Annotated in this window: 26 protein-coding genes; 17 read left to right on the top strand and 9 right to left on the bottom strand. The window is 59.5% G+C overall.

What is annotated here, in order from left to right; all coding sequences use genetic code 11:
- Positions 1-7: 7 nt before the first annotated feature.
- The 4 genes from uppV to secA all read right to left on the bottom strand — a co-directional run bounded on the left by uppV (position 8) and on the right by secA (position 6608).
- Positions 8-1423 (bottom strand): Wzx-type polysaccharide biosynthesis protein UppV, encoded by a 1416-nt coding sequence (gene uppV, locus CFBP6623_RS17940; RefSeq protein ID WP_046801863.1) that lies wholly within the window; start codon positions 1421-1423, stop codon positions 8-10.
- A gap of 57 nt (positions 1424-1480) precedes the next feature.
- Positions 1481-2683, bottom strand: a complete 1203-nt coding sequence (gene mdoC / locus CFBP6623_RS17935; protein WP_080842823.1) for a glucans biosynthesis protein MdoC — start codon at positions 2681-2683, stop codon at positions 1481-1483.
- 81 nt (positions 2684-2764) lie between these two features.
- Positions 2765-3658, bottom strand: coding sequence for a DMT family transporter (locus CFBP6623_RS17930; RefSeq protein WP_046801865.1), 894 nt, complete (start codon positions 3656-3658; stop codon positions 2765-2767).
- Positions 3659-3899: 241 nt separating this feature from the next.
- Positions 3900-6608, bottom strand: coding sequence for a preprotein translocase subunit SecA (gene secA / locus CFBP6623_RS17925; RefSeq protein ID WP_046801866.1), 2709 nt, complete (start codon positions 6606-6608; stop codon positions 3900-3902).
- Positions 6609-6851: 243 nt separating this feature from the next.
- On the opposite strand from secA, the gene CFBP6623_RS17920 reads away from it, so the two are divergent.
- The 6 genes from CFBP6623_RS17920 (at position 6852) to CFBP6623_RS17895 (ending at position 11017) form a co-directional block, all read left to right on the top strand.
- The gene (locus CFBP6623_RS17920) at positions 6852-7718 is read left to right on the top strand and encodes a peptidylprolyl isomerase (RefSeq protein ID WP_046801918.1); all 867 of its coding nucleotides are present in this window, start codon (positions 6852-6854) and stop codon (positions 7716-7718) included.
- Between the two features lie 92 nt (positions 7719-7810).
- The gene (gene argJ, locus CFBP6623_RS17915) at positions 7811-9052 is read left to right on the top strand and encodes a bifunctional glutamate N-acetyltransferase/amino-acid acetyltransferase ArgJ (protein WP_046801867.1); all 1242 of its coding nucleotides are present in this window, start codon (positions 7811-7813) and stop codon (positions 9050-9052) included.
- Positions 9053-9070: 18 nt separating this feature from the next.
- Positions 9071-9847 carry a GNAT family N-acetyltransferase gene (locus CFBP6623_RS17910; RefSeq protein WP_046801868.1) on the top strand — a complete coding sequence of 259 codons (777 nt, stop codon included), beginning with the start codon at positions 9071-9073 and terminating at the stop codon, positions 9845-9847.
- Positions 9844-10257, top strand: a complete 414-nt coding sequence (gene mutT / locus CFBP6623_RS17905; protein ID WP_046801869.1) for an 8-oxo-dGTP diphosphatase MutT — start codon at positions 9844-9846, stop codon at positions 10255-10257. Before CFBP6623_RS17910 ends, mutT begins: the two co-directional genes overlap by 4 nt.
- A gap of 157 nt (positions 10258-10414) precedes the next feature.
- A complete protein-coding gene (locus tag CFBP6623_RS17900; protein WP_046801870.1) occupies positions 10415-10729 on the top strand; it encodes a hypothetical protein in 315 nt (104 codons plus the stop codon).
- Between the two features lie 96 nt (positions 10730-10825).
- Positions 10826-11017: a Flp family type IVb pilin gene (locus CFBP6623_RS17895; RefSeq protein WP_046801871.1), complete on the top strand. Its 192-nt coding sequence runs from the start codon at positions 10826-10828 to the stop codon at positions 11015-11017.
- Positions 11018-11035: 18 nt separating this feature from the next.
- On the opposite strand, the gene CFBP6623_RS17890 is transcribed toward CFBP6623_RS17895, so the two are convergent.
- A complete protein-coding gene (locus tag CFBP6623_RS17890; protein ID WP_046801919.1) occupies positions 11036-11917 on the bottom strand; it encodes a methyltransferase domain-containing protein in 882 nt (293 codons plus the stop codon).
- A gap of 144 nt (positions 11918-12061) precedes the next feature.
- On the opposite strand from CFBP6623_RS17890, the gene CFBP6623_RS17885 reads away from it, so the two are divergent.
- The 5 genes from CFBP6623_RS17885 to CFBP6623_RS17865 are packed head-to-tail and all read left to right on the top strand — an operon-like array spanning position 12062 to position 15056.
- Positions 12062-12853, top strand: coding sequence for a ComF family protein (locus tag CFBP6623_RS17885; protein ID WP_046801872.1), 792 nt, complete (start codon positions 12062-12064; stop codon positions 12851-12853).
- 60 nt (positions 12854-12913) lie between these two features.
- A complete protein-coding gene (gene grxC / locus CFBP6623_RS17880) occupies positions 12914-13168 on the top strand; it encodes a glutaredoxin 3 (RefSeq protein WP_046801873.1) in 255 nt (84 codons plus the stop codon).
- A 24-nt stretch (positions 13169-13192) separates the two neighbouring features.
- Positions 13193-14053, top strand: a complete 861-nt coding sequence (locus tag CFBP6623_RS17875) for a carbon-nitrogen hydrolase family protein (protein WP_046801874.1) — start codon at positions 13193-13195, stop codon at positions 14051-14053.
- Positions 14050-14478, top strand: coding sequence for a DUF1178 family protein (locus CFBP6623_RS17870; protein WP_046801875.1), 429 nt, complete (start codon positions 14050-14052; stop codon positions 14476-14478). Before CFBP6623_RS17875 ends, CFBP6623_RS17870 begins: the two co-directional genes overlap by 4 nt.
- 8 nt (positions 14479-14486) lie before the next feature.
- A complete protein-coding gene (locus CFBP6623_RS17865) occupies positions 14487-15056 on the top strand; it encodes a DUF3291 domain-containing protein (protein WP_046801876.1) in 570 nt (189 codons plus the stop codon).
- 8 nt (positions 15057-15064) lie between these two features.
- Here CFBP6623_RS17865 and ubiG read toward each other — a convergent pair whose 3' ends face one another.
- A complete protein-coding gene (gene ubiG / locus CFBP6623_RS17860) occupies positions 15065-15811 on the bottom strand; it encodes a bifunctional 2-polyprenyl-6-hydroxyphenol methylase/3-demethylubiquinol 3-O-methyltransferase UbiG (protein ID WP_046801877.1) in 747 nt (248 codons plus the stop codon).
- 257 nt (positions 15812-16068) lie between these two features.
- Here ubiG and CFBP6623_RS17855 point away from each other — a divergent pair, with 257 nt between their 5' ends.
- A complete protein-coding gene (locus tag CFBP6623_RS17855) occupies positions 16069-16893 on the top strand; it encodes an SH3 domain-containing protein (protein WP_046801920.1) in 825 nt (274 codons plus the stop codon).
- A gap of 70 nt (positions 16894-16963) precedes the next feature.
- On the opposite strand, the gene CFBP6623_RS17850 is transcribed toward CFBP6623_RS17855, so the two are convergent.
- Positions 16964-17224 carry a DUF2934 domain-containing protein gene (locus tag CFBP6623_RS17850; RefSeq protein WP_046801878.1) on the bottom strand — a complete coding sequence of 87 codons (261 nt, stop codon included), beginning with the start codon at positions 17222-17224 and terminating at the stop codon, positions 16964-16966.
- A 282-nt stretch (positions 17225-17506) separates the two neighbouring features.
- On the opposite strand from CFBP6623_RS17850, the gene CFBP6623_RS17845 reads away from it, so the two are divergent.
- The 5 genes from CFBP6623_RS17845 (at position 17507) to CFBP6623_RS17825 (ending at position 22552) form a co-directional block, all read left to right on the top strand.
- Positions 17507-18577, top strand: coding sequence for an enoyl-CoA hydratase/isomerase family protein (locus CFBP6623_RS17845; RefSeq protein WP_046801879.1), 1071 nt, complete (start codon positions 17507-17509; stop codon positions 18575-18577).
- A 169-nt stretch (positions 18578-18746) separates the two neighbouring features.
- A complete protein-coding gene (gene cysP, locus CFBP6623_RS17840) occupies positions 18747-19733 on the top strand; it encodes a thiosulfate ABC transporter substrate-binding protein CysP (protein ID WP_046801880.1) in 987 nt (328 codons plus the stop codon).
- Positions 19734-19809: 76 nt separating this feature from the next.
- Positions 19810-20631 (top strand): sulfate ABC transporter permease subunit CysT, encoded by an 822-nt coding sequence (gene cysT / locus CFBP6623_RS17835; RefSeq protein ID WP_046801881.1) that lies wholly within the window; start codon positions 19810-19812, stop codon positions 20629-20631.
- A 2-nt stretch (positions 20632-20633) separates the two neighbouring features.
- Complete coding sequence (cysW, locus tag CFBP6623_RS17830; protein WP_046801882.1) at positions 20634-21521, top strand: sulfate ABC transporter permease subunit CysW; 888 nt, start codon at positions 20634-20636, stop codon at positions 21519-21521.
- Positions 21522-21526: 5 nt separating this feature from the next.
- Positions 21527-22552, top strand: coding sequence for a sulfate/molybdate ABC transporter ATP-binding protein (locus CFBP6623_RS17825; RefSeq protein ID WP_046801883.1), 1026 nt, complete (start codon positions 21527-21529; stop codon positions 22550-22552).
- A 16-nt stretch (positions 22553-22568) separates the two neighbouring features.
- Here CFBP6623_RS17825 and CFBP6623_RS17820 read toward each other — a convergent pair whose 3' ends face one another.
- Both CFBP6623_RS17820 and CFBP6623_RS17815 read right to left on the bottom strand, forming a co-directional pair.
- On the bottom strand, positions 22569-23666 hold the full coding sequence (locus tag CFBP6623_RS17820; RefSeq protein WP_046801884.1) for a DNA alkylation repair protein: 1098 nt from the start codon (positions 23664-23666) through the stop codon (positions 22569-22571).
- A 246-nt stretch (positions 23667-23912) separates the two neighbouring features.
- A complete protein-coding gene (locus CFBP6623_RS17815; protein ID WP_046801885.1) occupies positions 23913-25349 on the bottom strand; it encodes an NAD-dependent succinate-semialdehyde dehydrogenase in 1437 nt (478 codons plus the stop codon).
- Positions 25350-25352: the final 3 nt, after the last annotated feature.

Raw genomic sequence — 25352 nt, 5'->3', positions numbered from 1 at the left:
CTTATCGTTACACCGCCTTCCCAGTGTCTTGACCCGCCCGGGGATCGTTGAAGGCAAAAAGGACGATCCCGAGTGTGTGGCGAATGGCAATATGCAATAGCACAGCTTCTATGCACATGGCTATTGCGACCGCTGCCGCAGCCCCTGCCAGACCATAGACCGGAATGAGCGCCATGTTGAGTGCAATGTTGCAACCAAAGATAATAATATAAAGCGCGACGCACAATTTTTGTTTGCCGGCCATATTCAGCAAGGTTTCGCCCGGGCCGATCAGCGCTTTTGCCAGGAAGCCCGCAAAGAGGAAGAACATCAGCTGATAACCCTGAACGAAGCCGGGGCCGAACAATGACAGCAGGAATGGGCCGGCCAGAAGCACAACGCTGCCGACGGCAAGCGACGGCCAGAAGGCCCAGCGTGCCGCCTGGCTGGCAAAACCCGCAAGCCCCTGCCGGTCATTGGCGGAAATCAGGGCAGCCAGGCGTGGGGCTGCAGCCGCCTGCACGGAGAAAAACACGAATTGCATCAACACGATGGTTTTTGCCGCTGCGAAATAAATGCCGACCTGATCCGGCGGCAGATAGAGGCCGACGATCACCACGTCGGAATTGGTCATCAGGAAGCCGATACCGTCAATCAGGAACACGGGAAAGGCAAACCGCATCCAGTGGCTGAAATGGATCCGCCGGGCGGCGCTGCGGAAATTCCGGTTGAGCCGTCGGTTGAGGAAAGCGAAATGGAACAGCGTGGTGACATAGGTGGCGAGAAGCGCGGCGAGCATGGCCGTTGTCGCAGTTTTTTCTGCACCAAGCCCGATCGCCACCAGCATGAACAGCAATATCAGCACCGGGCGAACGATATAGGTGGGGCTGAGGGCCGAGATCGCCCAGCCATTGGCGCGCGCAGTGCCGTTCAGCACATCACCAAGCGCCACCATCGGCAGGGTGAAAAGCGCCAGTGCAACGGGAATGAGGTAATAGGCGGCGATACGCTCACCAAAGAAATACAGGAAAACAAAGCCGCAAAGCGCCAGCGTGCTGGCCGAAAGCATGGCGAAAATGCGTGCCGTTGAGGTCAGCCCCATGATCTTGTCATGGGCGTCCTCAAGACGATAGCCAGGTAAAAAGCGGATAACGGTGGTGTGGAAACCGAGGCAGGAGAGATTGCCGAACAGGATCACCAGAACCCACACAAAGGCGAAGAGGCCGTATTCGAACTCACCCATCAGGCGCGCCAGGATGATCTGGGAGATGAAGGCGATGCCGGCGCTGACGATGCGCACCGCAAAGGCAACCAGCGCCATGCGCTGAGCGCGGGAAACATCATCGCGTGCGGAAACGAGGACGGCGATTTTCGCTCCCAGCGGCGAGAGCTTCGCGCGCAGGCCTGCGGGTAAGGCTTTTTCGGCCGTGTTGAGGATAGCCATGATCCACACGCCATCATTTCCAGTTAAATAGGCAGCCGGATTGTAACCGCCTTATCCTTAACGAAGGGTTTGGGAGGTGGCGGCGCCTGTCCCGATGTCGTTTGCCGCCCGCGGCTTGCGGGTGCCGTTGAGAAGAAAAAGCGCAAGCGGACTGCGGCGTATCACCTGATGCAGCAGATAGGCCGTAGCGGTCGTCGCCGCGACGATGATTGTAAATTCGAGGAGGGGCGGCAGCGAGATCAGGATGAAAAGCGTGCCGAAAGCGTAAATCAGCGGGTGATGAAACAGGTAGATGGTGAAAGAGGCATCCGTCATCCGTCCGGCAATCCGGCTTGGCCTGTCGAAATAACGGCAGGCGAGGTCAATCAGCAGGCGGCTTGCCGCCACCGCCGCAATCGCCGAAACCAGCACGAGCATGGTCGAACTGGAAAAGGGATTTTGCAGCCGCAGCGTCACGGCTGTTGCGATGGCGCCGAAGGCGATAATACCGGTGAGGGCCCCCGTTTGGCGAAAGCGGTGAAAGAGAACCCGGTCGCGGTTCAACAGCGCCCCGATGAGAAAGAACGGTAGATAGCGCGCGTAGGGATCGGAGGCCCGTTCGTAGAGGCTAAACAGGCTATTTCCGGTTTTCCCCGCAAGCAGGCCTGAGCCATAGACCATCAGCTCCCACAGAACAGGCAAGGCGCAAAGCGCGACAAAAAACAGGGTCGGATAACCTGCCCGCGCCCTGCCGAACCAGTCTCTGGCATATGCCAGTGGCGGGCGTTCCGCGAGGAACAACAGGCCGGCAAGCAGGGCGGAATAGGCAACGAGGGCGGGCAGAAACCACAGATGCATGATCCATTGTTCGCTTGGGCGCAACAGACCCGGCAGGCTCTGCATCAGCCGATCGGCGGGGATATCACCCTTGGCGATGCCAGCCAGCTGCAGCAGGAAAAGTTGCAGCGGTCCCAGTATCAGCACGGCCACGATGAACGGCAGCCCAAGGCGCAGGAAACGCTGCCTGAGCCACGGCGCTTTGCCCTTCTTGCCGATGACCATGGCGGAAAAATAACCGGCCACCAGAAAAAACGCCGGCATGCGGAAGGTGACGAGCGCCGCGCCAAGTGCCGTCAGGACCGGGCTGGTCTCAAAATCCTTGATATCCCAGGGCAGGGCGTGGCTGTAGAGCAGGGAGGCGTGATAGGGAATGCCGAGCAGCATGAGGAGAGCCCGCAAGGGATCCCAATAATGCTCATAATCTGACTTGCCCGGTTGCATTTTCCCCTCGCGTCGCAAACGCGATCACGCGTGATCAGCGGTAGCCGCCACGACTATTAGTGGAAAACGCTAATAAACTCTTCATGCACCGGATGGCGTGGGCGGCGCTTTTTTCTTGGGCAAAAGGTCGAGCACGAGCGCGCAGCCCAAAATGATGATGCCCGCGCCCAAAAGCTGGGGAAGCGACAATGGCTCGTCCAGTACCAGAGCGCCGATAAGAACTGCCACGACGGTTACGGCAAATTCAACGCTGATGGTCTTCGTCGCGCCGATTCTGGAGACCAGCCGGAAATAGGTGATGTAGGTCAGGCCGCTCATGACCACCGCCTGTATCAAAAGGTAGCCGTAATCGATGAGAACCGGCGTTCCGGGCAATGGCACGGCCAGAAGAAGCGGCAGGGTCATCAGGCCGCCCGCCAGAAAGGAGCCGATGGTGATTTCCCAGGAGCCAACGCCTTTCAGGTAGCGGCTGGCATAATTGCTGCCATAGGCGGCGCAGATGCAGGCGGCGACAGCGGCGGCGCAGCCGATGATGAAACCGGTTGTGACGGGAACGGCGGGAAAACCAACGAGCAGGATGATGCCGGCAAAGCCGATGACAAGGCCGGCGACACCCTGTCGCGTCAGCCGCTCAAGCCCCCATATTTGCGAGATGAGCATGGAAAAAAGCGGGATTGTCGCCACCAGAATGGCAGCCATGGCGGTGCCGACCAGCGGTGTCGCATAAGAAAGGCCGATCAGCTGCCCGGCAACCGTTGTCGCTCCAACGACGGTGAAGGCACGCCAGCTGGCGGAAAATGCGAGTTTGCGGCGCGCGGCTCGCGCGATGAGAAAGAGGGTGACGGCGGTGACAAGCGAGCGAAGCGTGACGGCACCGATCCAGCCGAAGGCCGCAACGACATGCAGAAGCAGCAGGAAAGACATTCCCCATGCGAGCGCGAGAAAAATATAGGCGGCGAGATCGCGAGGAGCCATGGAGCATTTCCGTCAAAAGTGCTTAGCGGTTTACGTCCGGAAAATGCGCAAAAAACAAATATCGTGAGCCCGTCCGACGCTTCCATCTGGACCGGATACGCTCATGAAAGCGTTTTCTGGAAGATGGTCAGGCTCCCATATTGGAAATCGCTGATATCCGTCAACAGCAATGAACGGGCGTAAAGAAAATCGTCCGTAACACGGGGTTACGGACGATCGCTATCAAAAATGGGGCTGCGGTTTACGCCTGTTCGTAAACACCGTGGCAATGTTTGTATTTCTTGCCCGATCCACAGGGGCACATTTCATTGCGCCCGATACGGCCCCAGCTGGCGGGGTTGTTCGGATCACGCTCCTCGGCCGGCACCAAAGCGACGGGTGCGCTATACGACATCTCGTCCTCGCCGGTGACGGGGTCGAGATGATGGGCGGTCATTTCCGGCAGTTCCGGCTGCTGTGGTTCCTGCTGCACCAGTTCCACGCGCATCAGCTGGGCGGTAACGCCTTCGCGCAGATTGGCAAGCAGTGCCTGGAACAGCTCGAAAGCTTCCGCCTTGTATTCCTGCAACGGATCGCGCTGGGCGTAACCACGGAAACCGACGACGGAGCGAAGGTGGTCGAGGTTGACGATATGTTCGCGCCACAGATGGTCGATCGTCTGGAGAATGACCGAGCGTTCGACATAGGTCATGATTTCAGGGCCGAAACGTTCCGCGCGTTCGGCGGCATATTTGTCGGCCGCCTCGGTGACGCGCTGGAGAATGTCGTCCTCGGCGATGCCTTCTTCCTTGGCCCATTCCTCCACCGGCAGGTCGAGGTTCAGGAACTGGGCGATACCGGCCTTCAGGCCAGCGATGTCCCACTGTTCGGCATAGGCATTTTCCGGAACATGCTTGGTGACGAGCGTCTCGATGACCTCGTTGCGCATGTCAGCTGCGGTTTCGCCGATATTGTCGGCTTCCATCAGTTCGAGGCGCTGCTCGAAGATCACCTTGCGCTGGTCGTTCAGCACGTCGTCATATTTCAGAAGGTTCTTGCGGGTCTCGAAGTTGCGGGCTTCGACCTTCTTCTGGGCGCGTTCCAGCGCCTTGTTGATCCACGGATGGACGATTGCCTCGCCTTCCTTGAGGCCGAGCTTCTGCAGCATCGAGTCCATGCGCTCGGAGCCGAAGATGCGCATCAGGTCATCCTGGAGCGACAGATAGAATTTCGAGCGGCCCGGGTCACCCTGACGGCCGGAACGACCGCGCAGCTGGTTGTCGATACGGCGGCTTTCGTGGCGCTCGGTGGCGATGACGTAAAGACCGCCGGCAGCGAGGGCCTTTTCCTTCAGCACCTTGATTTCGGCGCGGATCGCTTCTTCCTTCGCGTCAAGCTCAGGGCCCGGCTCCATGCCTTCCAGTTCGCGCTCAAGGCGCATGTCGACGTTGCCGCCGAGCTGGATGTCAGTACCGCGGCCAGCCATGTTGGTGGCGATGGTGACGGCGCCGGGAACGCCGGCCTGCGAAACGATATAGGCTTCCTGCTCGTGGTAACGGGCGTTCAGAACCTGGAAATCGGTAAAGCCGGACTGGCGCAGCATATGGGCCAGAAGCTCGGATTTTTCGATCGACGTCGTGCCGACCAGAACCGGTTGGCCACGCTCATGCGCCGCCTTGATCTCGGTGATGATCGCGAGGAACTTCTCCTCGCCGGTGCGGTAAACCTCGTCGTCCTCGTCGATACGCTGGATCGGCAGGTTGGTCGGCACTTCGATAACATCGAGGCCGTAGATGTTGCCGAACTCTTCCGCTTCCGTCGAAGCCGTACCGGTCATGCCAGCGAGCTTTGCGTACATGCGGAAATAATTCTGGAAGGTGACGGAGGAAAGCGTCTGGTTTTCCGGCTGGATCTGCACCTTTTCCTTGGCTTCCAGAGCCTGGTGCTGACCTTCGGAATAACGGCGGCCCGGCATCATGCGGCCGGTAAACTCGTCGATGATGACGATTTCGTCGTTGCGGACGATGTAGTCCTTGTCGCGGGTGAAGAGCTTGTGGGCCTTCAGCGCATTGTTGATGTGGTGAACGATGGCGACGTTTTCGATGTCGTAAAGCGATTCGCCCTTCAGCAGACCCGCCTGCCGCAGCAGGTTCTCGAGCTTTTCGGTGCCGTCTTCGGAGAAGTTGGCCGAGCGCTGCTTTTCATCGATTTCGTAGTCTTCCGGCGACAAAAGCGGAATGAAGGCGTCGATGGTGTTGTAGAGGTCGGAGCGGTCGTCCAGCGGGCCGGAGATGATGAGCGGCGTGCGCGCCTCATCGACGAGGATCGAGTCGACTTCATCGACGATCGCATAGTTGTGGCTACGCTGCACCATCTGGGCGCGGTCGTATTTCATGTTATCGCGCAGATAATCGAAGCCGAGCTCGTTATTCGTCGCGTAGGTGATGTCGCAGGCATAGGCCTCGCGGCGCTGGTCGTCGTCCAGACCGTGCACGATGACGCCGGTCGTCAGCCCGAGGAAGCCATATAGCCTGCTCATCGTGGCCGCGTCGCGCTTGGCGAGATAGTCGTTGACGGTGACGACATGCACGCCCTTGCCGGCGAGTGCGTTGAGGTAGACCGCAAGGGTCGCCACCAGCGTCTTGCCTTCACCCGTCTTCATTTCGGCGATGGCGCCGCCATGAAGGATCATGGCGCCGGTCAGCTGCACGTCGAAGGGGCGCATGTGCAGAACACGGCGCGACGCCTCACGGGCGACAGCGAAAGCCGGGATTAGAAGATCGTCCAGCGATTTGCCGTCGGCAAGCTGCTGGCGAAACTCCGCCGTCTTTGCCGCCAGCGCCTCATCGGACAAAGCCTTGGTGGCCTCTTCCAGCGCATTGATGGCTGCGATCTTGCTTTTATAGGAGCGGACGCGGCGTTCATTTGCCGAACCGAACAACTTGCGGGCTATTCCGCCGAGACTGACCATCTTACTGGCCCTTTCTGAAATTCCGTTTTCGCGGGCGCTTTTCTCCGTCACGCTGATTTCAGCAACAAATGACGGACTTCGCCCTTCAACGTATCTGGACGCGAGGTTGCGTGACAGATAAGAGGGGGGGCAAATGATGTCAACGGTTCTGCCCGTTACAGAATGGCCACAATCCGGTGTTTGGAAGTTTTTTCAGAGCCGGAAACCATGTCTGGAGCCGGCATTGTCCCCGAAAGGTTCAAAATGTTGCGCTATAATAAAATTGCGGCTGCGGTGATTGTGGCCACGCTCGGCCTCCAGCTTCCGGCTTTTGCACAGGAAGACAAGGTTGTCGCCAAGGTCGGCGATCTGGAAATCCACCAGTCCGAACTCGACCTCGCCATGGGCAACCTCGATCCGCAGCTCGCGCAGCTTCCCGACGAGCAGAAGAAGGTTGCAGCCCTTTCCGGCGCGATCGACGTCAAGCTTCTCGTGAAGAACGCCAGCGCAGAAGGCCTCGAAAAGACCGAGGACTTCAAGAAGCGCATGGAATTCATTCAGGACCGTGAGCTGCACAATGCCTATTTCCGCAAGCATGTGGTTGATGCCGTTACCGCTGACGAAGTGAAGGCGCGCTACGACAAGGAAGTCGCAGCCCTGCCGCAGGAAGAAGAAATCAAGGCTGCCCACATCCTCGTCGCCAGCGAAGACGACGCCAAGGACATCATCAAGCAGCTTGATTCGGGCAAGGATTTCGCCGCACTCGCCAAGGAAAAGTCGACCGATTCCAACAAGGATGACGGTGGCGATCTCGGCTGGTTCGGCAAGGGTCGCATGGTGCCGGAATTCGAAGAAGCCGCCTTCGGCCTCGAAAAGGGCGCCTACACCAAGACCCCGGTGAAGACGCAGTTCGGCTTCCACGTCATCAAGCTGGAAGACAAGCGCATCGCCCCGCCGCCGGCTTTCGAGCAGGTCGAGCCGCAGGTTCGTCAGCTTGTCATGCGTGACAAGTACGTTGCCCTCATCGAGAAGGCAAAGGCTGACCAGAAGATCGAAATCATGGATGAGACGCTGAAGAAGGGCTACGACGAAGCCACGAAGGAACAGCAGGCTCAGCAGCCGCAGCAGTAATAAATACCCACGTTACGGGGCGGCTGTGAGGCCGCCCCGTTTCATCTCCGGCACTTCCATACCTCCCATTTCCAGAATTTCAGGCGCTTCCCATGTCCGTTGCCGTTTCCCCGCTCGCTCCGAAATCCTATCCCGACATGCCTGCGCTGCGCGGCGTTCGCATGGCGACGGCCGCTGCCGGCATCAAGTACAAGAACCGCACCGACGTTCTGCTGATGGTGTTCGACAAGCCGGCAAGTGTGGCCGGCGTTTTCACCAAATCGAAATGCCCCTCGGCCCCGGTCGATTTTTGCCGCGCCAATCTCGGCGGCGGCGCAGCACGTGCCGTGGTGGTCAATTCCGGCAATGCCAATGCCTTCACCGGTATCAAGGGCAAGGCCGCAACCGAGCTGACGGCGAAATCCGCCGCCGCTGCCGTCGGCTGCTCTGAAGGTGAAGTGTTTCTGGCTTCGACCGGGGTGATCGGCGAACCGCTGGACGCCTCAAAATTTGCGGGTGTTCTCGGCGACATGAACGTTAGGGCGGAAGCCGATTTCTGGCAGGAAGCTGCCAAGGCGATCATGACGACCGACACCTATCCCAAGGTCGCGACCCGCACAGCCGAGATCGGCGGCGTGATCGTGACGATCAACGGTATTTCCAAGGGGGCGGGCATGATTGCCCCCGATATGGCGACGATGCTCTCATTTGTGGTGACGGATGCCGATATTGAGCCTGCCGCGCTGCAATCCCTGCTTTCGGCCGGTGTCGGCCCGACCTTTAATTCCGTGACCGTCGATAGCGACACGTCCACGTCAGACACGCTGATGCTGTTTGCCACCGGTGCGGCGGCTGAGGACGGCCAGGTGAAGGTGACGAGCGCCGATGATGAGCGCCTCTCCTCCTTCCGTACCGCCCTCAATGATCTCCTGAAGGATCTGGCGCTGCAGGTGGTGCGTGACGGTGAGGGCGCACGCAAGATGGTGGAAGTCACCGTCACCGGCGCGGAAAACGATGCCGCCGCCAAAAAGATCGCCCTTTCCATCGCCAATTCACCGCTGGTGAAAACTGCCGTTGCAGGTGAAGACGCAAATTGGGGTCGTGTCGTCATGGCCGTTGGCAAATCAGGCGAAATGGCTGATCGCGACCGCCTCGCCATCTGGTTCGGCGGCGTGCGCGTGGCCGTGAATGGCGAGCGCGACCCGGATTATTCGGAAGTGGAGACCACCGCCGTGATGCGGCTGGAAGACATTCCGGTGAAGGTGGATATCGGTCTCGGCCAGGGTACGGCCACGGTCTGGACCTGCGACCTGACCAAGGAATATGTTGCGATCAACGGCGACTACCGGAGCTGACCGTTGGAGCCGAAGAGAATGCAGGACAACAAGGCCGTCAATCTGCCGCTGGTTCGCCGTCTGGAAGCCGTCAGCTTCCGGGCATGGCCTGCCTCGTCGGTAATTTATGACGGCAGCTGGCAAATCCGCCTGACGGGTTCGCATCCCTCCAAGCGCATCAACTGCGTAGTGCCGCTGGATCCCTCCGACTATGGCAACAGCGCGGTGCGGCTGGAAAAGGCGCGCAAACGTTTTGAGGATTTCGGGCGCCCGCTGGTGGTACGCGAAACAACGCTGATGCCGCCGCAACTGAAGGACTTTCTGGTCAAGGACGGCTGGTCCGTGTTCGAGGAAGTCAAGGTGATGACGGCTGATCTTTCCGGCATGGAGCTTCCGGAGACGCTCGTCAGCCTGCCGAGCCACGATATTGGCCGCTTTGTGGAAGCCAGTCTCAAGGTCAGCGATGGCGATGTGGCCCTGCGTCCGGCGATTGCCGAGATCGTCAGTTCCATCAAGCCGACGCTCGGCCTGTTCATCAACGAAGAAGTTGAAGGCCGCCCGCTTGCGACTGTTATTTGCGTGCAGGATAACGATCTTGCCGGCATCATCTCCCTCGATGTCGACAAGTCGCAACGACAAAAGGGTCTCGGCACGCAGATTTTAGCCTCGGCGCTGCGCTGGGCCAGGATCAGCGGCGCGAAAAGCGCATGGTTGCAGGTGGTTTCCACCAATGCTGCCGCGATTGCGCTCTATGAAAAATTCGGTTTCACCGAGGCTTATCGTTACCGCTATTGGCACAAGGGTGCAGAAGAATGAGTGAGGCGGGCAAAAAAATCCTGCTGGTCGCTGCCTGCGCGCTTCTCGATCAGGACGGCCGTATCCTTCTGGCGCAGCGTCCGGAAGGCAAATCGCTTGCCGGCCTTTGGGAATTTCCCGGTGGCAAGGTGGAGCACGGCGAGACGCCGGAAGAGACCCTTGTTCGCGAGCTCGACGAAGAACTGGGTATCAAGACCAAGGTCGCCTGCCTCGCACCGCTGACCTTCGCCAGCCATACTTATGAGACCTTTCACCTGCTGATGCCGCTCTATGTGTGCCGCCGTTATGAAGGCATCCCGCATGGGCGGGAAGGGCAGGCGCTCAAATGGGTAAAGCCGCAAGCCTTGCGTGACTACCCCATGCCGCCGGCCGACGAGCCGCTTATCCCTTTCCTGCAGGATCTGCTTTAAGGCGACGCCTGCCGCTTTACGCGTAACAGCTTCGTGAAAACGCCCTTGTAACCCCGCTTTGCCGTGCCAAAACGGGCCTGCGTTAAGAGATCGTTCAGCACCCTCTGGCAGATTGTTAATCTAAAGAAGCGGTAAACTGCGCGAGACGAGGTTGGTCATGAACGAGGATTTCTGGAAGACGGTGGAAGGTCGTCACTCTTATTCCGATAAATCCCGTCGCACCGGCGTTCTTAATGTCGCGCTGCTTTTCGGCACAGCCGTTATCGCTCTCTCCCTGATCATCACCCCGATGCTTGCCGGAAAATCATCCACCCGTGTGGCTCAGTTTCCCGACAATTATGACATGATCAGCACCGGCTCGATCAAGAAAACCGATATGGGCAAGACCTATTCCATCCGCCGCAGCATAACCCAGCCGATGCCGGAAATGCCCTGCGTCGTGACCGGTTACAACAACGATAGCGGTTGCTGATCGTTTACTATCATCCGTAACCGATTCCTCACACTCGTCGCCTTAAGATATATTCGATTTCAATAAAGCATAGTGCCGGCCGGCGGGATAAACCGGATGGTGGATGAGGAATATCCTGTGCTGCGTTCTTTTATCAATTTCTGCAAAAACGAAGACGGCGCGACCGCAATTGAATACGGTCTGATCGTCGCCGTGATTTCTGTCGGAATTATTGGCGGCGCAAGTGCCGTCAGCACCAGTATCAATGCCATATTCCAGTTCATAGCCGATACTTTTGCCGAGTTTTAACCCCTTTAGGCCGACCACTCAGGACAGTTTCACCTCGGTTGTCTTCAACGCATCGGCCAGACGAACCTTGGCGGAGCCGGGCTTCAGCGGTTTCTGCTGGCTCTCATGCGGCGCCCAGCCCGAAACATAAATGATGGAAAAAGTCGCCCTTATCCGTCCGTCCGGATCGGAATAACGTTCTGCGTAAAGCTCCGCCGCGCGCAGGAAGAACGCGCGGTTGAGCGGTTTTCTGCTGCGGCTTGCCAGGGGATTGGCCATGCCCATGGCGCGCAGGTCGCGCATCAGCGGGAAAATCGAATCGTACCGCACCGTATAGGTTTCCGAATCGGTGACCGGAAGCGCAAAGCCGGCGCGCTGCAGAAGCGCCCCGACATCACGCACATCGGCGAAGGGAATGACGCGCGGGCTGGCGCCGCCGGTCAGTTCCGCCTCCGCCGTCAGCAGCACGTCGCGCAGTTCATGCAGGGTGCCGCTGCCGGGAATGGCGCCTAAAAACAGGCCATCCGGCTTCAATGCCCGCCGGATCTGGATCAGCGCGCCGGGCGTATCATTGGTGAGATGCAGTGCAAGCGGCGAAACGACGAGATTGGCGGACGCCTCCTCAAGCGGCAGATGTTCCATTGAGGCTGCCTGCGGAATATTCCCATCCGTGGCAAAACAGCTCTCGGTCTCGATACGGCGGATTGCCTCCACCTTGCCCGTCGCGGCCAGGCGCTGCGCGGTGATGCCGGTTCCGCCATGCAGTTCGATCGCGGTCTCGAATTGGCGCTCGACAATGGCGAGCCTGTCGGCGAGTTCTTCAGCTGCCATATCGAGAAGAAACAGGGCCTTGTCGTCGCGCCGGTTCCATGCCCGGCGGCGGTTTTGTTCGATCAGGGCCTGGTCAAAGAGAATATCCATCGTCTTGCCTGCTCGGCCAATAGCGCCTTCGGGATCGGCGGGCCGTATCTTTGCTGTCATGCCCCCTTGGGGCATCGTTTTCCGGTCACTGGCCGGACCATATCGCTCTCGCAAAGGCACCCGTTCGGCGCTAAAGTCAACCTCATGGGTGCTGGTGACGATCTGTTTTCGGGTTTAATGTCGAAGTCCGCCACCGTGCCGGCCGCTGCCCGTGGTCTGTTGCGCGCGGCCTTCCGCATGGTTTATCCGCCAACCTGCGCGGGCTGCAATCGCATGACGGGCGGCGAGGGGGCATTGTGTCCCGATTGCTGGCGAGAGGTTGCCTTCATCGAACGGCCTTTCTGCGAGGTTTTGGGCATCCCCTTTTCGCGTGATCATGGCGAAGGCGTTGTCAGTGCGCAGGCAATTGCCGATCCGCCACCCTTTGATCGCCTGCGCGCCGTCGCCAGCCATGAGGGCACTGCCCGCAAGCTGGTGCATCGTCTGAAATATCAGGACCGCACCGATCTCGCCGGGTTGATGGCGCTGTGGATGCTGCGGGCAAGCGACGGAACGGTGGATGCCTGCGATTGCGTTGTGCCCGTGCCCTTACATCGTCATCGTTTCCTGCGCCGTCGCTTCAATCAGTCCGCTGAGCTGGCGCGGCATCTGGCGAGGGCGGCCGGCAAACCCCTGCTCGCCGGCACGCTGTTGCGCGTAAAGCCGACCGAGCGTCAGGTGGGGCTTTCCGCACTTGCCCGGCGGGATAATGTGCGCGGTGCTTTTTCGTTTGCGCCCGGCCGGGAAACCGATGTTCATGGCAAGCGCGTGGTGCTGGTGGACGATGTCTACACAACCGGAGCGACGGTGGGTGCGGCAAGCCGCGCTCTGCGCAAGGCAGGTGCCGCGGATGTGACAGTTTTGACCTTTGCAATGGCCATTTCCGGGCCTATATGAAGCCTGAATGACATGAGGAAACCGTGCGTCTGATCGCACGTTTGCGAGGCTTTGAAAGACATGGCACCGGTAACGATCTATACGCGGGATTTTTGTGGTTATTGCGCGCGCGCCAAGGCGCTGCTGGACAGCAAGGGCGTTGACTATGCGGAGTATAACGCCACCACGACACCGGAATACCGGCAGGAAATGATCGAGAAATCCGGCGGAACGACCTTTCCGCAAATCTTCATCAATGGCGAGCTTGTTGGCGGTTGCGACGATCTGCATGCCCTGGAGCGTGCCGGCAAACTGGACGCGATGCTGGCTGCCTGATCGGCCCGATCGACGGAGGATGTGATGAGTTTCAAGGCTGCCGCCATCCAGATGCGCTCCGGCGTTGATCCGGCGAAAAACGCCGCCGACATGGAACGGCTGGTGCGCACCGCTGCGGCGGAAGGCGCTGTTTATGTGCAGACCCCGGAAATGACGGGTGCAATCCAGAAGGACAGACAGGCGCTTCGTGCCCAGCTGCGTGATGATGACGGTGACATCATCGTTGCGACCGCCTCGCGCCTTGCGCGCGAACTCGGTATTCATGTCCATGTCGGCTCGACGGCGATTGCCAGGCCGGATGGCAAGATCGCCAATCGAGGATTTTTCTTCGCGCCGGATGGTTCGCGCATCTGCAACTATGACAAGATCCACATGTTCGATGTCGATCTCGACAATGGCGAAAGCTGGCGCGAAAGCGCTGCCTATGAGCCCGGTGAAGTGGCGCGTATCGCCGAACTTCCCTTGGCGAAATTCGGCTTTGCTATCTGCTATGACGTCCGTTTCCCGCAGCTTTTCCGCGCAGAAGCGCTGGCCGGCGCCGAAGTTCTGACGGTGCCCGCCGCCTTCACCCGCCAGACGGGGGAGGCCCATTGGGAAATCCTGCTGCGCGCCCGCGCCATTGAAAACGGCGCTTTCGTCATCGCTGCCGCGCAGGCCGGCGTGCATGAGGACGGGCGTGAAACGTTCGGCCATTCCATCATCATCGACCCTTGGGGCAAGGTTCTGGCCATGGCCGGCGGCGGCGGGGAAGAGATCATCTTTGCCGAGATCGATACGGCGCTGGTGGTGGCTGCGCGCGGAAAAATTCCCAATCTGCGCAATGCCCGCGAATTCGGGCTGGATAGGGTTATTCCCCTGAAACCTGCCGGAGGTGAGGCGGCGTGATCCGTTATGCGCTGGCCTGTGAGAAGGGCCATGAGTTTGAAGGCTGGTTTGCCGGTAGCGACGATTTCGATAATCAGTTGCAGCGCGGCTTCCTGTCCTGCCCGGTCTGCAATTCCGTGCAGGTCTCCAAACTTCTGATGGCGCCTTCGGTCTCCACCGCCCGCAAGAAAGATGAACGCCAGACGCTCGCCATGGACACGGCGAAAAAGGAAGCGATTGCGAAAATCCGCGAGGCCGTCGCCAATATCCGCGCCAATGCGGAGGATGTCGGGGATAAATTCCCTGAGGAAGCCCGCAAAATCCATTATGGCGAGGCGGACGAGCGCGGCATCATCGGCAATGCCTCCGTGCAGGAAGCCAAGGCCCTGCTGGACGAGGGCATCGAAATCGCGCCGCTGCCGTCGTTACCTGACGATATAAACTGAGTTTGCGTATGCGGGTAGCAATCTATAATTTCGGAATACAGATTGCCGCCTATGATGATCCCGCCGTTGCGGGATTTGCCCGGCGCGAACCTTTGAATTTCATGTCCGCCGAACGCTCGGAAGGTTTCATCGGTCGGTCTGGTTACGAAGGCGAACCAGGACCCGCAAGCTGGGGCGTGCAGGTCTTCCCGCGTTTCCTGAAGGAAAACGGCGCTACAAGCGGTGTTTCATCCTTTTCGCTCTGGCGCGATCTCGAATCGCTGATGGCGTATTCCTACTCCGGCGTGCATGCGGAGGCCCTGAAGCACGGACGCAACTGGAATACTCCACAGAAATGGCCGCCGCTTGTTCTATGGTGGGTGGATGCGGCGGATAATCCCCTCTGGACGGATGCCGTCAGAAGGTTCGAGCATCTGCACGACCACGGCCCGTCGCCACAGGCGTTCAATTTCAAACAGCCTTTCGCGGCGAACGGAACTCCGGTTGAAATCGACCGTGCCGAGGTCCGGAAGATCGCCGCAAGAAATGCTGCCGGGCAAAAGGAACTGCTGTCGGCGGTGCAGGCTATTCCAGTCTGAATGCCGACTTATACCGGCCGTTTCGCCAGCATCATATAGTTGACGTCCATATCCGGCGAGAGATTCCAGCGATCCTGCAGCACGTTGTAGAAAACGCCGGTGCGGTGGATGATATCCATGCCGCTTGCCACCATCGGCCGCTCAAGCTCCTCCGGGCGAACCAGCTTCTCATATTGGTGGGTGCCGCGTGGCAGCCAGCGCAGCACGTTCTCGGCGGCGAAGATGGCGAGTGCCCTGGCTTTCAGCGTGCGGTTGATCGTGGCGGCGAACATCAGCCCGCCGGGGCGCACCATTTTGGCGCAGGTGGTGACGAAGAAATCAACATTCGCCACGTGCTCCACCACCTCCATATTGAGGATGACGTCGAAGGTTTCTCCGGCCTCCTGCAATTGTTCGGCAGTTACGGCGCGGTAGTCGACGGTGACGCCGCTTTCATGCGCATGGGTGGAGGCAATGCCGATATTCTTCTCCGAGGGATCGGCGCCCACCACGGTGGCGCCCATGCGCGCTACGGGCTCGGAAAGCAGGCCGCCGCCGCAGCCGATATCCAGCACGCGCAGCCCCTCCAGCGGGCGATGCGCCTTTGGGTCTTGGCCGAAATTCTCGCAGACGCGGTTGCGGATATATTCCAGCCGCACCGGATTGAACTTGTGCAGCGGGCGGAACTTGCCCGTCGGGCTCCACCATTCGGCAGCCATCGCGGAGAAACGATCCACTTCGCTCTGGTCGATGGTCGTCTGTGCGGTTTGGCTCATGGTTCTGCTCCATATTGCTGTTGCACTGAAGTCGGATGATTGCCCCCCGAAGTCAAGACCGACGGGCCATTCCGCCGGCAATTTGTCGGGGGCGCAATGCCGCAGGTGGAACTGATTGGGCACCTCATTTGTTTCATGCTGCGTTCATGGAGAGACGCGTATTTTCCGATCGTGGCAGTATGCGGAACGCATACTCGTCCATCTAAGACGATGGATGCCGACAAGGGCAAAGCGGGCCTTTGCTTGAGGAGAAAGAAGTGAAGAGAAAACTGTTTGGCGCAATTGCGCTGGTGGCCATGCTTGCTGCGCCGGCACTTGCCGAAGCCGCGACACGCGGCTTTGCCACAGCGAACGTGAATATGCGCTCCGGCCCGAGCACGGCTTACCCGGCCGTCGTCGTGATCCCGAACGGCGCACCGCTCACGGTGCATGGTTGCCTGTCCGATACACCCTGGTGCGACGTTTCCTTTGTGGCCGGTCGCGGCTGGGTCGCCGGACGCTATATCGAAACCACCTATCGGCAGAACCGGGTCTATGTCGAGCCGCGCTACTACCGCGATCTCGGCGTGCCGATCATCACCTTCGAAGCCGGCCGCTATTGGGACCGCTATTATCGCGACCGCGATTTTTACCGCGAGCGTGATCGCTGGCGTCGCCCGTCCGGCGGTTACTGGAATGCCGCACCTCCGCCGCCGCGTGCGGACTGGGATCGCCCGCGTCCACGCGACGAGTGGCGTGATGGCCGCCGGGATGACTGGCGCGATGGCCGCCGCGATGAGTCGCGTGATCCGCGCCAGGGCGGCGGACCGAATGACGGCCGCTGGGAACGTCGTTATGGCGACTGGAACCAGGGTGATCGCAATCAGGGTGACAGAAATCAGGGCGACAGGCCGCGCCGGGAGGACAATCGCCCCCGCGTTGAAGACGAAAACCGCGACCGCAACCGTGACCGTCAACCAAATGAGAGTGGGGGCCGGCTCCCTCCGGAACGTCGCCAGTGGGATGATCCACGCCGCGCGCCCGCTTCGGAAAATCTCCGGGGCGGCTGCCGGATCGGCGATCCAGGCTGCGACCCACGCTAAACAGACAAAGCCCGGCGAGATTTCGTCGGGCTTTTTCATTTGGTGCTTCAGATGACTACGTTGGGGGGCTTTATTTCGCAGCGACAGCCTTGCGAGCGCGGGCTTTGGGTTTCGCCGGGGCTTCTGCATCCGGTGCCGCCGCATCAGCGGAGACGGCTTTGGGAGCTGCCTTCTTGCGCTGCGCTGGTTTCGTCGCTTCCGATGTCTTCAGAAGTGAAAATTCATGTTTTGCCTGCTCCCAATGTTCCGCATCGCGGCCGTGGGGGTGGCCTTCCTTTTCCCAGAGTGTATAGGCGCGTTTGCTGATCCACTCGTTTTCCGAAACCTGCATGCTCGTCTCCCGTTGCTGTTTACAGCGCCTTTGAGAAGGCTACATTCCGCTTGGTCCGGCACACGCTCGACAGGAATCAATGCCGGCATTTCCAGGACCCATTACATGCCATGATCTTCCGGGCGTCAAGCAAACATGCTGCATTGCGAAAGCGGATTTCAGGCATTTTACGCCTGAGAAAGCGGTTTGGGCGAAAGACGTTCCCACACGACAAGATCAACGTTGCGTGATTGCGCCAAGGCCGCCAAGATGGGCGGATAACTGGCAGCGGAGGAGGCGGGATTGGAACTGAGAACCGAAGCGGAGGTGCAGGTCATCGTCGAGAAACGGCAAGGCGCCGGCATCATCAGCCTCAACCGTCCGAAAGCCATCAATAGCCTGACATTGCCGATGGTGCGTGCCCTGTTTCAAGCGCTTCAGCGTTTTGAGGACGATGCCGGCATTTCCTGCGTCGTGCTGACGGGGGAGGGCGAAAAAGGGCTCTGCGCCGGCGGCGATGTCCGCGTCATTCACGACCTCGGCAAGGCGGGCGACCCGCAGGTGCTTGATTTCTGGCGGGAAGAATTCCCGCTTAACTATCGGATCGCCCGTTTTGGCAAACCCTATGTGGCGTTCATGGATGGCATCGTCATGGGTGGCGGCGTTGGCATTTCCGCTCATGGCAGCCACCGCATCGTCACCGAGCGCACAAGGCTCGCCATGCCGGAAACGGGCATTGGTTATTTCCCTGATGTCGGCGGTTCCTGGCTTTTGCCGAAGGCGCCGGGCGAATGCGGCACGTGGCTCGGGCTAACCGGCAACGCCGTTACCGCTGCCGACGCGATCTATGCCGGGTTTGCCGATTATTTCGTCCCTTCGGACCGTCTCGAAGCTCTGATGCAGGATCTGTCGCAAACGACGGATGTCGAAGGCGTGGAGGCAGCGATAGCGGCCTATGCCATTGATGGGGGTGAAGGCGTACTGGCTGCAAACCGGGATATCATCGATGCGACATTCCGTTTCGATACGGTCGAGGAAATTTTCGCAGCGCTCTCGACGCGGGATGATGCCTTTTCGCGAGAAACACTTGAGGTTCTGCAAAAACGCTCTCCCACCAGCCTGAAATTGACACTGAAGCTTCTGCGACTTGGCCGCGAAAGCGCGAGCCTGATCGAGTGCCTGGAACGGGAGTTTGCCGCCGGCACCGAGATATTGCGCCAGCATGATTTTTACGAAGGCGTGCGTGCAGCCTTGGTCGACAAGGACCGCAACCCCCGCTGGCGACCTGCGCGGCTGGATGAAGTGCGGGAGGAGGATATTTCACGCTACCTAGTCGATCATTCCGGCAATCTGTTTCCCGAACATCGTCTCTAGGTAGACGCAAAAGAAATCCGGCTTGTCGCCATATATGAAATTATCGCCTTTAGAAATTCTGTTCTTTGGGCGAAATTTCCAATTCATGATCCCGTAAAGCACAGCTGTTTCTCGCCGCAGTTGCCTCCGCCCTCTATGTTGAGGACCATTCGATTTTCCGGGGGTATTCATGAAACGACTTCTCATTATCGGCACTGCCATTGCCGCCCTTTTTGCAGGCGCGGCGCAGGCGCAGTCTCCGACCACTATTCTTAACGCCTCCTACGATGTCGCCCGCGAGGTTTTTGCCGCTGAGAACGAGGCTTTCATCAAGCAGCACCCGGGCGTCACTGTCGATCAGTCGCATGCCGGCACCTCCAAACAGGCGCGCGCCATTGTTGAGGGTCTGGAAGCTGATGTCGTCACCTTCAACCAGGTGACCGACGTTGATTTTCTGGTGAAGCAGGGTTTTGTCTCCGCCGACTGGCAGAAGGATTTCCCGAACGACGCGTCGCCGTTCTATTCCTTTCCGTCCTTCCTCGTGCGGGCCGGCAATCCCAAGGGCATCAAGGATTGGGACGACCTCGCCCGTGACGACGTGAAGGTCGTTTTCCCCAATCCGAAAACCTCTGGCAACGCCCGGTACACCTATCTCGCCGCCACGGCTTACGCCAAGGAGAAGTTCAACGGCGACGAGAAGAAGGTCCAGGAATTCGTCAAGAAAATCTTCGACAACACCCCGGTTTTCGACACGGGCGGCCGTGCCGCCACCACCACTTTCGTCGAGCGTGAAATCGGCGACGTGCTGATCACTTTTGAGGCCGAGACCCGTGGCATTGCCAAGCAATATGGCAAGGACAAGGTTGAGGGCGTCGTGCCTTCCGTCAGCCTGCTGGCAGAATTCCCGGTGGCGGTGGTGGACAAGGTGGCCGACAAGCGCGGTTCGCGTGAACTGGCCAAGAGCTACCTTGATTTCCTCTATACGGAAGAAGGCCAGCGCATTGCGGCGCAGTTCGGCCACCGCGTGCACGATGAAAAAGTCGTCGGCGAATTCAAGGGTGACTTTCCGGCCATTCGCCTCGTCAACGTCAACGACGTGTTCGGCGGCTGGGATAAAATCCAGAAAGAGCATTTTGCATCCGGCGCGACGCTTGATACGCTCTACGGCAGCCGCTAATCACAACGAAACGCAACTTGAAAACGACCCGGCGGGAAACTGCCGGGTCGCTTCATGATGAAATGGGGGCGGGGGTTTGAAGCGGAATGTTCTGCCGGGGCTAAAATTGTCCCTTGGCGTTACCCTGACTTACGTTGCCATCATCGTGCTCCTGCCACTCTCGGCGCTGGTATTCAAGGCGGCAAGCCTTGGGCCGGCCGAATATTGGGCGATCATTTCTTCGCCGCGCGCCGTTGCCAGTTATCGCGTCACCGTGCTCTGCGCGCTGGCCGCCACGTTGTTCAATGTCATTTTCGGGCTGGCACTCGCCTGGGTGCTGACGCGTTACCGCTTTCCCGGCTGGCGTCTCGTGGATGCCATTGTCGATCTTCCCTTTGCGCTGCCCACCGCCGTTGCCGGCATTGCGTTGACGACGCTGTTTGCGGGCAATGGCTGGTTCGGTTCGCTGCTGGCGCCGCTCGGCATCAAGGTGGCCTATACGCCACTTGGCATCATGGTGGCGATGGCCTTTACCAGCCTGCCCTTCATCGTGCGCACCGTGCAGCCGGTGCTGGAAGATCTCGATCCGGCGCTGGAGGAAGCGGCGCAATCGCTTGGTGGTTCTGATCTGGAAATCTTCCGCAAGGTCATCCTGCCGCTTTTGACGCCCGCTCTTCTGGCCGGTCTGTCGCTTTCCTTCGCCCGCAGCCTCGGTGAATTCGGAGCGATCATCTTCATTGCCGGCAACCAGCCTTTTTCGACGGAGATCACCGCGCTGCTGATCTTCATCCGGCTTGAGGAATATGATTATCAGGCCGCCGCCGCCATCGCCTCCGTGCTGCTCATCACCGCTTTCGTAATGCTGGCCGTGACCAATTATCTGCAGACACGGGCGTTGCGCTACACGGTGAGGAGCTAGACATGAGCGCCTTTTCCCAACACCGCAAGCCGCCGCGCGTCGGAGATGCAAACTGGGTTCGCCGCAGCCTGATCGCCTTAGTGCTGGTCATCGGCGCTTTGCTGGTTGTCGCACCGCTGATCATTATCGGCGTCGAGGCTTTTTCGCAGGGCTGGAAGGTCTATTCAGCCACCATCACCCATCCCGATACCCGCCACGCCATCATGTTGACGGTGCTGACGGCGCTGATCGCCGTGCCCGTCAATACGGCCTTCGGCGTTGCGGCTGCCTGGGCCATCACCAAATTCGATTTCCCCGGCCGGCGCTTCCTGCTGGTGCTGATCGAAATACCCTTCTCCATCTCGCCGATCGTTGCGGGCGTCGCCTATCTCTTCGTTTACGGATTGCAGGGCCTGTTCGGGCCGTTCCTCGATGCGCATGACATCAAGATACTCTTTGCGCTGCCCGGCATCGTCATCGCCTCCATGTTCGTCACCGCACCTTTCGTGGCGCGTGAACTCATTCCCTTGATGCAGGCGCAGGGACGAGATCTGGAAGAGGCGGCAACCTCGCTTGGCGCCTCCGGCTGGCGCACCTTCTTTTCGGTGACGCTGCCGAATATCAAATGGGCGCTGCTTTATGGCGTCGTTCTGTGCAATGCCCGCGTGATGGGTGAGTTCGGCGCGGTGTCGGTCGTTTCTGGCAACATTCGCGGCCAGACCAACACGCTGCCGCTGCATATCGAGCTGCTCTACCACGATTACCAGACGGCCGGCGCCTTCGCGTCAGCCTCCATCCTCGCCTTGCTTGCCGTCGTCACCATCATCGCCAAGGTGGCGCTGGAACGGCGTGGTGCCGGGCGCGGAGCCAAGAAGACCAACGGCGATGCCGCCATCGCCACGGAGACCTGATTCCCATGAAAATCCGCCTCGAAAACGTGGTGAAGACCTTCGATACGTTCCGCGCGGTGCGCGATGTTTCGCTGGATATCGAAAGCGGCGAGCTTCTTGCGCTGCTCGGGCCTTCCGGCTCCGGCAAGACGACGATTTTGCGCATGGTCGCCGGTCTCGAATATACCGATGGCGGCCGTATCTTCTTCGGAGATGAAGACGCCACCAATATTCCGGTGCGTGATCGCGGCGTTGGTTTCGTATTCCAGCACTATGCGTTGTTCCCGCATATGACGCTGCACGAAAACATTGCTTTCGGCATGAAGGTTTCGAAGGTCAAGCGCGACAAAGCGGCGATCGATGCCCGGGTCAGGGAGCTTCTGAGCCTGGTCAAGCTCGATGGCCTCGGCGAGCGTTTTCCGGCGCAGATTTCTGGCGGACAGCGCCAGCGTGTGGCTCTGGCGCGTGCGCTTTCGGTCGATCCGAAGGTGCTTCTGCTCGATGAGCCTTTCGGCGCGCTGGATGCCAATGTGCGCCGCGACCTGCGCCGCTGGCTGCGTGAAATTCACGATGCACTGGGCATCACCACAATTTTCGTGACGCATGATCAGGAAGAGGCGCTTGATCTCGCCGACCGCGTTGTCATTCTCAATCAGGGCGAGATCGTGCAGCAGGGCACGCCGAAAGAGGTGTGCCGCCAGCCCAATAGTTCGTTCGTCATGCGTTTTCTCGGCGATGCCAACCGGGTGTCCGGCGTGGCGCGCGGCGGCAAGGTTTATGTCGGTGAAAACGAACTCCCTTTCTCTTATGCGCAAGGGGACGGCGCGGTCGATATTTATGCCCGTCCCGGCGATCTCGAATGGGAAGACCTGCATGAAGGCATTCCTGCTTCGGTGGCGCGGGTTCTCGACCGGGCGGGCGAGCGCCGGGTGATCGCCAGCACCGATGGCGGCGATCTGCTGGAATTCGACGTGCCGCCGGAAAACGATGTTGCCGCCGGTGACCGTGGTTCCGTCATCATCCGCCGGGCAAAGATTTTCCCGGCGGCGTGAGAGACCCTCGACAGCCTTAGATCAGGAGCTCGAAAGAGGCCTCGGCTACCAGCCTGCCATTGACCATGAGATCGACCTTGTGGACACCGGCATAGTGCTTGCGGGTGGTAAAGTCGCGCATGGCGCGGCTGATCGACAGCGCGCATGTTTCGCCCGGCTGAAGTTCTATTTCCTTCCACTTGAAGACTTTCGCCGAGGCGTCGCCGCTCTTCTTGACGTAATGTACGGCGTAATCGATCACCAGTTTCTGTGAGCTCTTTGCCGTGGAGGTGAAGGAGGCCGAAATCCGCACGGGATTGCCGAGAGCGATCTTTTCCGGTGAGACCTGAAACGCGGCAAGCGCGATCTGCGCTTCCTCATGCGCGCCAAGATGGGAAAGTGCGGCTGCATCTCCTTTCTTGATCAGCGTACGCAGGGCTTGTCGCATGATCCAGCGCGTATGCGGATTGTCTTTCGGCCATGTATCGATCAGCGCCAGCACGAAGGCGGGATTGTCCTTGGTGATGTCATTCAGGTGATTGGCAACGGATTTGCGCACGTAAAGCGCCTCATCGGCTTTCATGGTCTCAAGGATCGCCGTGACCGGTGACGGATCGTCGATCAAGGGTTTGAGCTGGAAAGACCAGGGCAGGCGGGGCCGGCAGCCTTCGCTCGCCAGCCGTCGCACATGCTCGTTCTCGTGCCGGGACCATGTTTCCATCACGGCAAGGGTGCGGGCCATGTCCCTTTGCAGAAAATGCCGGATGGCGAATTCAGAGGAGCCGAAACGGGTGAAATATTGCAGCGCCTGCATGGAAAGATCGAAATCATCGAGGCCGTAAAGCGCCACATATTCCGGCAGCGAAATGGAGGCGAAACCGTTGCCGATGCCGGGCGCTGCAGCGGTCAGGATTTCGATATTGCGGGCATAGTCGCCGGGCAATGTGGCATGCAGGCTGGTCGCCACTTGCCGCATGCGCTGCATGATGCCGAGGGCCTCGAGATTTGTCGTTGCGAGCGTCATGAAGGCGGAAACGTCAAATGGTGGATGAACGGCCTTCGTCTGATCGGCAATATGTCGCAATTTTTCGCGGTTGAAGATTTCCTTCAATGCCGGTGCCGCCGTGTCGCTCATATCGCCCTCAAAGTTCACTATTTGTTCTTTTAAGGCAGGATGAAGCTGGAGGCAAGATAATGCTGAGCAACTTCCAGGGCGTGAGAAAGGATAAGCGAGTGCGGCTTGCCTCCTTCTCCCCGCCGGGGAGAAGGTCGCGGCAGCGAGTTGAGGGGGCGAGCACAGAGATGTGCGGAGAGCTTGCCCCCTCATCTGCCTCTTCGAGGCATCTTCTCCCCGATGGGGAGAAGAAATTTCAAGACCTAATCAGCTCATCTGGCTGATGAAGCGGGTCTCCAGATAGGCCTGGACCGCTTCCGAGCCGCCTTCCGTGCCGTAACCGGAATCCTTGATGCCGCCGAAGGGGACTTCGGGAAGCGCAAGGCCGTTATGGTTGATGGTCAGCATGCCGGCCTCAACCTGATGACCGAGCGCATGCGCGGTCTTGACCGAACCGGTGAAGGCATAAGATGCAAGACCGAAAGGCAGGCGGTTCGCTTCGGCAACCGCATCATCGAAGCTCGAGAAGCGGTTGATGATCGCGACCGGGCCGAAGGGCTCGTCATTCATGATCTTGGCGGTGGTCGGCACGTTGGCGAGAACCGTCGGTTCGAAGAAATTGCCTTTGTTACCGATGCGGCGGCCGCCGGTCTTCAATTCGCCGCCATGGGAAACCGCATCACTGATGAGGCCTTCCAGCGCCGGAATACGCCGCTCATTGGCGAGCGGACCCATGATGACACCGTCTTCCAGGCCGTTGCCGACCTTCACCGCCTTGGCGGCTTCCACGAAACCTTCAAGGAAACGGTCCGCCACGCCGTCCTGCACGAGGAAGCGGGTGGGAGCGACACAGACCTGACCGGCATTGCGAAACTTCGAAAGCGAAGTCACCTCAATCGCCTTTTCGATATCGGCGTCGTTAAAGATCATCACCGGCGCATGGCCACCGAGTTCCATCGTGGCGCGCTTCATGTGCTTGCCGGCCAGCGCCGCGAGGTGCTTGCCGATCGGGGTGGAGCCGGTGAAGGAAATCTTGCGGATGATCGGATGCGGGATCAGATATTCCGAAATCTCTGATGGAACGCCGTAAACGAGGCCGATGACGCCAGCCGGTACGCCGGCATCCACGAAAGCACGGATCAGCTCCGCCGGCGAGGCAGGGGTTTCCTCCGGCGCCTTGACGATGATGGAGCAGCCGGTGGCAAGCGCTGCGGAAAGCTTGCGGACGATCTGGTTGATCGGGAAGTTCCAGGGCGTAAACGCCGCAACGGGACCGACTGGCAGCTTGATGGCAAGCTGCGAAACGCCGGTCGCACGCGCGGGAATGACCTGGCCATAGGTGCGGCGTGCTTCTTCGGCGAACCAGTCGATGGTATCGGCGGCCCCCATGATTTCGGTAGCGGATTGCGCCAGCGGTTTGCCCTGCTCGCGGGTCATCACATAGGCGATCTTGTCCTTGCGCTCGCGCAGGATATCCGCGGCCTTGCGCATGATCTTCGAACGCTCGAAGGGTGAGGTGTCGCGCCACACCTTGAAGCCACGGTCAGCGGCGGCAAGTGCCAGATCGAGGTCTTCTTTCTCTGCGTGGGCGATCGCGCCGATGATCTCGTCGGTTGCCGGATCGGACACGGCGATCGTCTTGCCGGAAACGGCGTCTCGCCATTCGCCATCAATGAGAAGTTTGATGTCGGGATAGGTGTGCATAGG

This window comes from Agrobacterium tumefaciens, from assembly GCF_005221385.1.
Taxonomy (GTDB): Bacteria; Pseudomonadota; Alphaproteobacteria; order Rhizobiales; family Rhizobiaceae; genus Agrobacterium; species Agrobacterium tomkonis.
Note: the sequence above shows the minus strand (reverse complement) of the source record. Positions and strands in the feature narration are given on the sequence as shown.

Coding starts and splice junctions, on each gene's coding strand:
- CFBP6623_RS17890 (WP_046801919.1), bottom strand. CDS start 11,917: ATGGATATTCTCTTTGACCAGGCCCTGATCGAACAAAACCGCCGCCGG.
- CFBP6623_RS17885 (WP_046801872.1), top strand. CDS start 12,062: ATGGGTGCTGGTGACGATCTGTTTTCGGGTTTAATGTCGAAGTCCGCC.
- CFBP6623_RS17875 (WP_046801874.1), top strand. CDS start 13,193: ATGAGTTTCAAGGCTGCCGCCATCCAGATGCGCTCCGGCGTTGATCCG.
- CFBP6623_RS17820 (WP_046801884.1), bottom strand. CDS start 23,666: ATGAGCGACACGGCGGCACCGGCATTGAAGGAAATCTTCAACCGCGAA.
- CFBP6623_RS17920 (WP_046801918.1), top strand. CDS start 6,852: ATGTTGCGCTATAATAAAATTGCGGCTGCGGTGATTGTGGCCACGCTC.
- CFBP6623_RS17850 (WP_046801878.1), bottom strand. CDS start 17,224: ATGCAGGTTTCGGAAAACGAGTGGATCAGCAAACGCGCCTATACACTC.
- CFBP6623_RS17900 (WP_046801870.1), top strand. CDS start 10,415: ATGAACGAGGATTTCTGGAAGACGGTGGAAGGTCGTCACTCTTATTCC.
- ubiG (WP_046801877.1), bottom strand. CDS start 15,811: ATGAGCCAAACCGCACAGACGACCATCGACCAGAGCGAAGTGGATCGT.
- CFBP6623_RS17825 (WP_046801883.1), top strand. CDS start 21,527: ATGAAAATCCGCCTCGAAAACGTGGTGAAGACCTTCGATACGTTCCGC.
- CFBP6623_RS17910 (WP_046801868.1), top strand. CDS start 9,071: ATGCAGGACAACAAGGCCGTCAATCTGCCGCTGGTTCGCCGTCTGGAA.
- CFBP6623_RS17895 (WP_046801871.1), top strand. CDS start 10,826: ATGGTGGATGAGGAATATCCTGTGCTGCGTTCTTTTATCAATTTCTGC.
- CFBP6623_RS17930 (WP_046801865.1), bottom strand. CDS start 3,658: ATGGCTCCTCGCGATCTCGCCGCCTATATTTTTCTCGCGCTCGCATGG.
- CFBP6623_RS17865 (WP_046801876.1), top strand. CDS start 14,487: ATGCGGGTAGCAATCTATAATTTCGGAATACAGATTGCCGCCTATGAT.
- mdoC (WP_080842823.1), bottom strand. CDS start 2,683: ATGCAACCGGGCAAGTCAGATTATGAGCATTATTGGGATCCCTTGCGG.
- cysP (WP_046801880.1), top strand. CDS start 18,747: ATGAAACGACTTCTCATTATCGGCACTGCCATTGCCGCCCTTTTTGCA.
- argJ (WP_046801867.1), top strand. CDS start 7,811: ATGTCCGTTGCCGTTTCCCCGCTCGCTCCGAAATCCTATCCCGACATG.
- uppV (WP_046801863.1), bottom strand. CDS start 1,423: ATGGCTATCCTCAACACGGCCGAAAAAGCCTTACCCGCAGGCCTGCGC.
- secA (WP_046801866.1), bottom strand. CDS start 6,608: ATGGTCAGTCTCGGCGGAATAGCCCGCAAGTTGTTCGGTTCGGCAAAT.
- cysW (WP_046801882.1), top strand. CDS start 20,634: ATGAGCGCCTTTTCCCAACACCGCAAGCCGCCGCGCGTCGGAGATGCA.
- grxC (WP_046801873.1), top strand. CDS start 12,914: ATGGCACCGGTAACGATCTATACGCGGGATTTTTGTGGTTATTGCGCG.
- mutT (WP_046801869.1), top strand. CDS start 9,844: ATGAGTGAGGCGGGCAAAAAAATCCTGCTGGTCGCTGCCTGCGCGCTT.
- CFBP6623_RS17815 (WP_046801885.1), bottom strand. CDS start 25,349: ATGCACACCTATCCCGACATCAAACTTCTCATTGATGGCGAATGGCGA.